General features: G+C 70.4%; 7 protein-coding genes and 1 pseudogene. 5 read left to right on the plus strand and 3 right to left on the minus strand.

What is annotated here, in order from left to right; genetic code table 11:
• The first annotated feature begins 5 nt into the window (after positions 1 to 5).
• From AB0J02_RS36495 to AB0J02_RS36515, 5 genes are all read left to right on the plus strand, one after another.
• Entirely contained in the window at positions 6 to 1,226 is a 1,221-nt protein-coding gene (locus AB0J02_RS36495; RefSeq protein WP_363198150.1) for a cytochrome P450, read from the plus strand.
• Between the two features lie 50 nt (positions 1,227 to 1,276).
• Positions 1,277 to 1,897 (plus strand): helix-turn-helix domain-containing protein, encoded by a 621-nt coding sequence (locus AB0J02_RS36500; RefSeq protein ID WP_363198161.1) that lies wholly within the window; start codon positions 1,277 to 1,279, stop codon positions 1,895 to 1,897.
• Between the two features lie 67 nt (positions 1,898 to 1,964).
• The gene (locus tag AB0J02_RS36505) at positions 1,965 to 2,165 is read left to right on the plus strand and encodes a ferredoxin (RefSeq protein WP_363198151.1); all 201 of its coding nucleotides are present in this window, start codon (positions 1,965 to 1,967) and stop codon (positions 2,163 to 2,165) included.
• Positions 2,162 to 3,361 carry an FAD-dependent oxidoreductase gene (locus AB0J02_RS36510; RefSeq protein ID WP_363198152.1) on the plus strand — a complete coding sequence of 400 codons (1,200 nt, stop codon included), beginning with the start codon at positions 2,162 to 2,164 and terminating at the stop codon, positions 3,359 to 3,361. The genes AB0J02_RS36505 and AB0J02_RS36510 overlap by 4 nt, the downstream gene beginning before the upstream one ends.
• Positions 3,362 to 3,399: 38 nt before the next feature.
• Positions 3,400 to 4,641: a cytochrome P450 gene (locus AB0J02_RS36515; protein ID WP_363198153.1), complete on the plus strand. Its 1,242-nt coding sequence runs from the start codon at positions 3,400 to 3,402 to the stop codon at positions 4,639 to 4,641.
• Positions 4,642 to 4,758: 117 nt separating this feature from the next.
• Here the strand turns inward: AB0J02_RS36515 and AB0J02_RS36520 are convergent.
• The 3 genes and pseudogenes from AB0J02_RS36520 to AB0J02_RS36530 form a co-directional block, all read right to left on the minus strand.
• A pseudogene (locus tag AB0J02_RS36520) lies at positions 4,759 to 5,478 on the minus strand (ABC transporter substrate-binding protein); the annotation flags it as partial.
• 39 nt (positions 5,479 to 5,517) lie between these two features.
• A complete protein-coding gene (locus AB0J02_RS36525; protein ID WP_363198154.1) occupies positions 5,518 to 6,018 on the minus strand; it encodes a hypothetical protein in 501 nt (166 codons plus the stop codon).
• Between the two features lie 651 nt (positions 6,019 to 6,669).
• Positions 6,670 to 7,233, minus strand: coding sequence for a CGNR zinc finger domain-containing protein (locus AB0J02_RS36530; RefSeq protein ID WP_363198155.1), 564 nt, complete (start codon positions 7,231 to 7,233; stop codon positions 6,670 to 6,672).
• Between the last annotated feature and the right edge of the window lie 103 nt (positions 7,234 to 7,336).

Genomic DNA, 7,336 nt, shown 5'->3' on the forward strand with positions numbered 1-7,336 from the left:
CCGGCATGAGCGAAGCCCGGAACAAGCAGCCGCTGGACTACCCGGTCGTTGCACCGACGGCCCTGGAGCCGCCCGCGGAGTGGGCCGAACTCCGCAGCGAATGCCCGGTGGCGGGCGTGACCTTCCCGAGCGGCGACGCGGCGGTGCTGCTGACCCGCTACGCGGACGTACGCACCGTCCTGGCCGACCCCCGGCTCACCCGCGAGGGCCTGGCCAGGCCCGACGCCGCACGCATCACGTCCGGTGACGCCGAGGGCATCTTCAGCAGCCCGATGGCACGCGCCCTGAACGACGAGGGACACGAGCGCTGGCGCCGGATGGTGGGCAAGTGGTTCACCGCGAAGCGGATGGCCGCGCTGAAACCGCGCATGGAGGAGATGGCCGACCAGCTCGTCGACACCATGATCGAGCACGGCGGTCCCGCGGACGTGATCGGCCACCTCGCCTTCCCGCTGCCGGTCTACGTCATCTGCACGATGCTCGGGGTGCCCGAGAGCGACCGCGAACGCTTCAAGGAATGGTCCGACACCTTCCTCAACATGACGAAGTACAGCCGGGAGGAGACCGACGCGGCACACCAGGCGTTCGCCGACTACATGGCACACCTCGTCGCCGACAAGCGCGAAGCACCCGGGGACGATCTGCTCAGCCGGCTCATGAGCGCGGAGGACGCCGAGGGCGAGCCGATGTCCGAGGCGGGCCTCGTGGCCACCGGCCAGGCCCTGCTGCTGGCAGGCCACGAGACCACCGCCGGATTCATCGCCATGATGACGGCGCACCTGCTGTCCGACCGCAGCCGCTGGGAGCGCCTGGTCGAGGACCCCTCACTGATCCGCTCCGCGGTCGAGGAGGTGCTGCGCTTCGACCCGAACGGCAGCGGCTTCGGGATGCTGCGCTACGCCCACGAGGACGTCGAGCTCTCCGGCGGCACCGTGCCGCGCGGCACGACGGTCGTGTGCAGCATGGCAGCGGCCAACCGGGACGAACAGGCCTGGGAGACACCCGACGTGATGGACCTGGGGCGCAGCCCCAACCCGCACCTCACGTTCGGCGCCGGACCGCACTCCTGCCTGGGCCAGCCCCTGGCCCGTACCGAACTGCAGGCCGTGCTCGGGGTGTTGCTGCGCCGCCTTCCGCACCTCAGGCTCGCCGTGGACGCCGACGCCCTGCGACGCCACGACGGCATGCTCACCAGCCCCCTGCGCGAACTGCCGGTGACCTGGTGACCAGAACGGAACCGCGCACCGGCAGGGGCGCCGACACACGCGAGGCCATCATGACCGCGGCCGAGCGCCTCTACGCCGAACACGGGCTCTCGAACGTCTCCAACCGGCAGATCGGCGAGGCGGCCGGCCAGGGCAACACCACCGCCGTCAGCTATCACTTCGGCAGCAAGGCCACGCTCGTACGCACCATCATGGCCAGGCACGGCGAGCACGTCGACCTCATCCGCACGCGCTACGTGGAGGCCGCCGGCGACAGCACCGACCTCCGGGACTGGGTGCGCTGCCTGCTGCGCCCGGTCACCGAACACAACGCGACCCTCGGTGTCCCTTCCTGGTACGCCCGGTTCGCCGTCCAGGTGATGACGGACCCGCTGATGCGGACGCTGGTGGCGGACGAGTCCCTCACCCGGGACAGCCTGCGCAGCACCCTTCAGGGACTGGGCCGGTGCCTGTACGACACCGTGCCGCCCGAGATCCGCCCCGCGCGCGCCGAGATGGCCCGGCACCTGATCACCCACACCTGCGCGGAGCGGGAACGCGCCCTGGCCGAGGCCACGGCCGAGCCCGGCACCTCCTGGGAGCGCACCGCCGACGCGCTGGAGGACGCCCTGGTCGGACTGCTCGGCGCGCCCACCACCCGGCACCGGGAAGACCAGCGAGAAGACCACTGAGAGACCAGCGAGAAGACCACCGGGAACCGGCCCGGTCCGACGAACCCGACCCGACGAAGGAGAACGCATGAAGATCACGGTGGATGAGGAGAAGTGCTGCGGCGCCGGACAGTGCGTGCTGATCGCACCGGAGGTGTTCGACCAGCGTGACGAGGACGGCATCGTCGTCCTGCTCGACGCCGCGCCCGCCGCCGACCAGCACGAGGCGGTCCGCGAATCGGCCGCCGTCTGCCCCGCGGCCGCCATCCAGCTGCACGAGGACGCGTGAACACGCCGTCCGACGTGCTGGTCGTCGGGGCCAGCGCCGCAGGGCTCGCCGTCGTCGAGAGCCTGCGCCGCAAGGGCTACCGCGAGCGGATCACGCTGCTCGGCGAGGAGGCCGGCGCGCCCTACGACCGCCCGCCCCTGTCCAAGCAGGTGCTGGCCGGTACGTGGGAGGCCGAGCGCACGCACCTGCGCACCCAGGAGGTGCTGGACGCCTTGGACGCCGAGTTCGTCCTCGGCGAGCGCGCGGTGGCTCTCGACGCCGCCACGCGCACCGTGCGCACCGCGAGCGGAGCGGAGCTGAGAGCGGAAACCGTCGTTCTGGCCACCGGACTGCACGCGCGCCAACTGCCCGGTCTGTCAGGTGCGGCAGGCGTGCACGTGCTGCGCACCCTCGACGATGCCGCACAGCTGCGCAAGGAACTGCTGGGCGCCGAACGGGTCGTGGTCGTCGGCGACGGGGTGCTCGGCGCCGAAATCGCCGCCACCGCCCGCCTGATGGGCGCCGATGTGACCCTCGCCGGACCGCAGACCGCCCCGATGCAGACGCAGTTGGGCCACGACATCGGCCGACGGCTCGCCGCGCTGCACACCGAGCACGGCGTACGCCTGCGCCCGGACACACCGGTGGAGGGGGTGGAGACGACCGGCGGACGTGTCAGCGGTGTCCGCGCGGCCGGCGGCGAGATCCTCCCCGCCGACCTCGTCGTCTCGGCCGTCGGCGGCGCCCCTGCCACCGGCTGGCTGGCCGGCAGCGGACTGGAACTGGCGGACGGGGTGGTGTGCGACTCCCACTGCCGCGCGGCCGACGGCATCTACGCCGCCGGGGACGTGGCCCGCTTCCAACACGAGGGCCTCGGCCGGTCGCTGCGCCTGGAGAACCGTACGAACGCCACCGAGCAGGCCATGCTGGTCGCGGCCAACATCCTGGGGGAGGACCGCCCCTACAGCCCCGTCCCCTACTTCTGGACCGACCAGCTCGGCGTCAAGATCCAGGTGTACGGACTGCCCACACCGACCGCCAGGGTGCACATCGCCGAAGGCGACACGGAGGAGGGCCGGTTCGTCGCGCAGTACCTCGACGAGGAGGAGCGGCCCGTCGCCGTTCTCGGCTGGAACATGCCCAAGCAGGCCCGCCAGCACCGTCGGCACGTGCTCGACCGCTACGTCCGGCCCGAACCGGCCGCCGCCCCGCGCTGACCCGAACCCCAGCCGAACCCGCCCCCACCGGAGAGACCATGACCAGCACGCCCCCCACCACCTCCGACGCAAACGCCCTCGACATACCCGACTTCCCCGCGCCGCGCTCCTCGGCATGTCCCTTCGCCCCGTCCCCCGAACTGCGGGCGCTGACCGGGTACGGCCCGCTCACCCGGGTCCGCTCCTGGGGCGACAGCACCCCCTGGGCCGTGACCGGGCACGCCGAACAGAAAGCGCTGCTCTCCGACGCGCGCCTGAGCGTGGAGTTCACCCGGCCCGGCTTCCCCAGCCCCGTGGACCCGGCGCACGCCCATGCCGGAAGCACCGACCTGAGCTTCGTCGGCATGGACGACCCCGAGCACGCCCGGCTGCGCCGCATGGTCAGCGGGGCCTTCACCATCAAACGTGTCGAGGCGATGCGCCCGCGCGTGCAGAAGATGGCCGACGACTTCATCGACGCCATGCTGGCAGGCCCCAAGCCCGTCGACCTCGTCCAGGCCCTGGCCCTGCCGATCCCCTCGCTGGTCATCTCCGAAATGCTCGGAGTGCCGTACGAGGACCACGAGTTCTTCCAGATCAACAGCAAGACCATCGTCTCCGCCATCGCCTCTCCCCAGGAGCGCCAGGCGGCCCACACGAACCTCGCCACGTACCTCGACGACCTCGTCGGCCGCAAGCTCACCGAGCCCGGTGACGATCTGCTCTCCAGCCTCTGCACGCAGATCGAGAGCGGCGAACTCACCCGCCGCCAGGCCGCCACCATGGGCGTCCTCCTGCTCCTGGGCGGACACGAGACCACCGCGAACATGATCAGCCTCGGCACGCTGCTCCTCCTGCAGCATCCCGAGCAACTCGCCCTGATCCGCGACACGGACGACCCCGCCGTCGTCCGCGACGCCGTCGAGGAACTCCTGCGCTACCTCTCCATCGTCCACCTCGGCCGCCGTCGCACCGCGCTTGAGGACATCGAGGTCGCCGGGCACACCATCCGCGAGGGCGACGGCGTCATCCTCCTCGGCGAACTCGCCAACCGGGACCCCGCCGTCTTTCCCGAACCCGACCGTCTCGACCTCACCCGAAACGCCCGCCATCACCAGGCGTTCGGCGCCGGCAGCCACCACTGCGTCGGCCAGCCCCTGGCCCGCATGGAGCTCCAGGTCGTCTACCGGACCCTCTTCCGCCGCATCCCCACGCTCCGCGCGGTCGACGACCTCGACGCGACCCCCTTCAAGTACGACGCCATCATCTACGGTCTGCACGCGCTGCCGGTCACCTGGTAGCGAGGGGGGCCGACAGGGCCATGGCGATCATGACGCGCTGGCGCCGACCGCCGGACAGTTCCACATCGGCCTGGTCCGCGACGGCCGCCGCGGGCACTTCGGCGGGATCGCCGCCCCGGTGCGGGAGGTGCCGGGGGAGGCCGACGCGTCGGTCATGCCCTCCGACACGACGTTCAGGGCGAGCGCGGTGACGAGCGGACACAGGCCGGGGAAGAAGGTGGCCCACCAGCCGCCCGACAGCTGAATCCGGCGGCCGTACGCCAGGACGCTTCCCCGGCTGGGGTCGGGGTCCTGCACACCGGCGCCGATGAGAGACAGGCTCGCCTCGAAGATGATCGAGTCGGTGATCATGACGGTGGCGAACGCGAACACCAGCACTGGGGCCGCGCGGTTGACGGCGATGTGGCGGGCGACCCCGGCCGCCGCCCAGCTCTTCTTGATCAGCGGCGCGATGTCCTCGACCCGGCCGGTGCCGGTGAGCGGCAGGGTGAAGGAGAGGTTCTCGGCGCCCGCGTCGGCGAGGAGTTGCTTCGCCTTGGCGTCGTCGTGGCCGTAGACGGTGGCGGCCTTGTGATGGTCCGGGTGGGTCGGGGGCACGTACCCGGTGGCCGGCTCGGCGTTGCCGAGCAGCGCGGTGCTGATGAGCTTCTCGGTGGCGAGGGCGTAGTGCAGGGCCTGGCGCACCCGCTTGTCCGCGAAGCGTTTGCCGGCGCAGTTGAACATCGGGAACAGCAGGCCGAAGGATTGCACCGACTCGACGTCGTTCTTGCCGGTGAAGCCCTTCATGCCGATGCAGGGCACGTCATCGATGGCCTGCACGCGGCCGGACTGCAGGGCGCAGCCGGCGTCGGCCGCAGAGGCCGTGTCGCGTGACCGCTAGGGCTTCACGAGTGTGTACATCACCGACCGCTGCCGCTTGTGGCGCTGGACGCGTCCCTTGGCGACCAGGGACTCGATGGTGTTCCGCACCACCTGCGGGGTCGGGTTACGGCTCGGGTGCTTCTCCAGGAGTTCGTCCCGCAGTTCCTTCGCCGGACGCGGTTCGTCGTACTTGGCGAGAAGCTCCATCAGGAGGTCACCGAGCAGAGGCTGCGGCGACTTCCCCTTCGCGCCGCTCGCCGCCTTGGTCCCGGTCGAACGCCGGACAGTGGCTGCGGCCGCGGGCTTGTCCTGTGTCTGCTCCGGCTGATGCGAGGTGTCCGCGACACACTCGTACCGCTCGGCGAGCTTCAGGATGTCCGACAGCAGGGCTGCCTCCTGCTTCAGCAGCGCGATCTTCTCCGTCAGCTCCTGCTGTCGCCTGTGGTTCTCCTCCAGATCCGACGCGGCTTGTTCCACGTATCGCGATCGGAGTGTGGCGGCTGGTTGCTCGGTCACGGCCGTTCACTTCCTCGATATATATGACGTATACGACGCTGCGCATGGTACCCACGTCGAAAGCCCCTACAGGTGGGTGCCAAGGGCGCCTGGGGGAGCGTCGAGGTCAAGGGCCCGAGCCTCCCTCTGCCTGGAAGGCTCGCTGCACGTCACCGATATGGGAAGAGGAAGGCCGTCGTGGCGTTGACGGTGCTGGTCACGTTGCTTCCGTGAGCGGCGTACGCGGTCAGCACATGTGTGCGTCACATGTTGCCACGACGTGTGACGAGTCCGGACTGCCGGACGTATGTCGCATGTGACGACGTCGCCGAGGCCGGGCCTACTGGTAGCAGGGATCTCCGCAGAGCGTGCCGGCGGTGCGGGCATTGCTGGTTTCCCACGGCATGGGGACGGCCGAGGCCTGTGGGGCGAGGAAGGTGAAGGCTGCGGTGGCCACGAGAAGGGCAGCAGCCGCACGCTTGCACAGACGCATCTCGACTCCTCTGTCATGTATGGAGCACGTATGGGGTTCGGCGACAACCAGTTTCTCCGTACGGGCCGCCTTGGGCCAGCTGCTGCGGCGCCCTGAAACACATCTCCATACGACCACCGCGACCGGCAGACCTTGTTCCGCGCCGGATGCGCTGCCCGAGCTGGAGCGGCTTGAGGTCCTTAGCGCGCGGCCACGGCGGGCGCTGTCTTCTTACGCGCGCGGTAGGCGGCGGCCTTGAGCTTGTTGCCGCAGGACTCCATGCCGCACCACTGGCGCCGCATGCCCCGGGAGCGGTCGATGTAGACCCGCGTGCACTCCGGGTTGCCGCACTCCTTCAGCAGCGGGACATCCGGACCGCTGAGCAGTTCGACGGCCTGACGGGCCACGGTCGCCAGGGCCTGCCCAGGAGTCGCCTCGTTGTGGCGGCCGGCCACGGTGAGCTGCGGCGTCACCGGTGTCTTGCGCGCGGCACCGTTGAGCACGGCGAGCGCCTCGCGGTCGAACTCCTCCTGGAGACGCCGGTTGCTGACGAGCCGGTAGAGGGCCTCGCGCACGCTGGTCGCCTCGCGGACGTCCTCCTCCTCGCCGGGCGTGATGGTGTCCACGACCCCGGACTCGAGGTACCAGGCGTTCAGCCGGTCCGGCGTCACGAACATCTCGAACCGGGTCGAGCGCCGTGCACGGAGGGTGGCCGCGAAGTCGAGGGCCGGATGTCCGCATACGAATACATGGTCGAGGTTCACATCACCATCCTGACAGGTGACTGTTGAGAAACGCAAGGATCGCAGGGGTCATCAGCACGAGTCCGAGCAGCCCGGTCTCCTCCACGGCGCCGGCCAGTCCGGC

It is taken from the genome of Streptomyces sp. NPDC050264, assembly GCF_040655895.1.
In the GTDB taxonomy this organism is placed as follows: Bacteria; Actinomycetota; Actinomycetes; order Streptomycetales; family Streptomycetaceae; genus Streptomyces.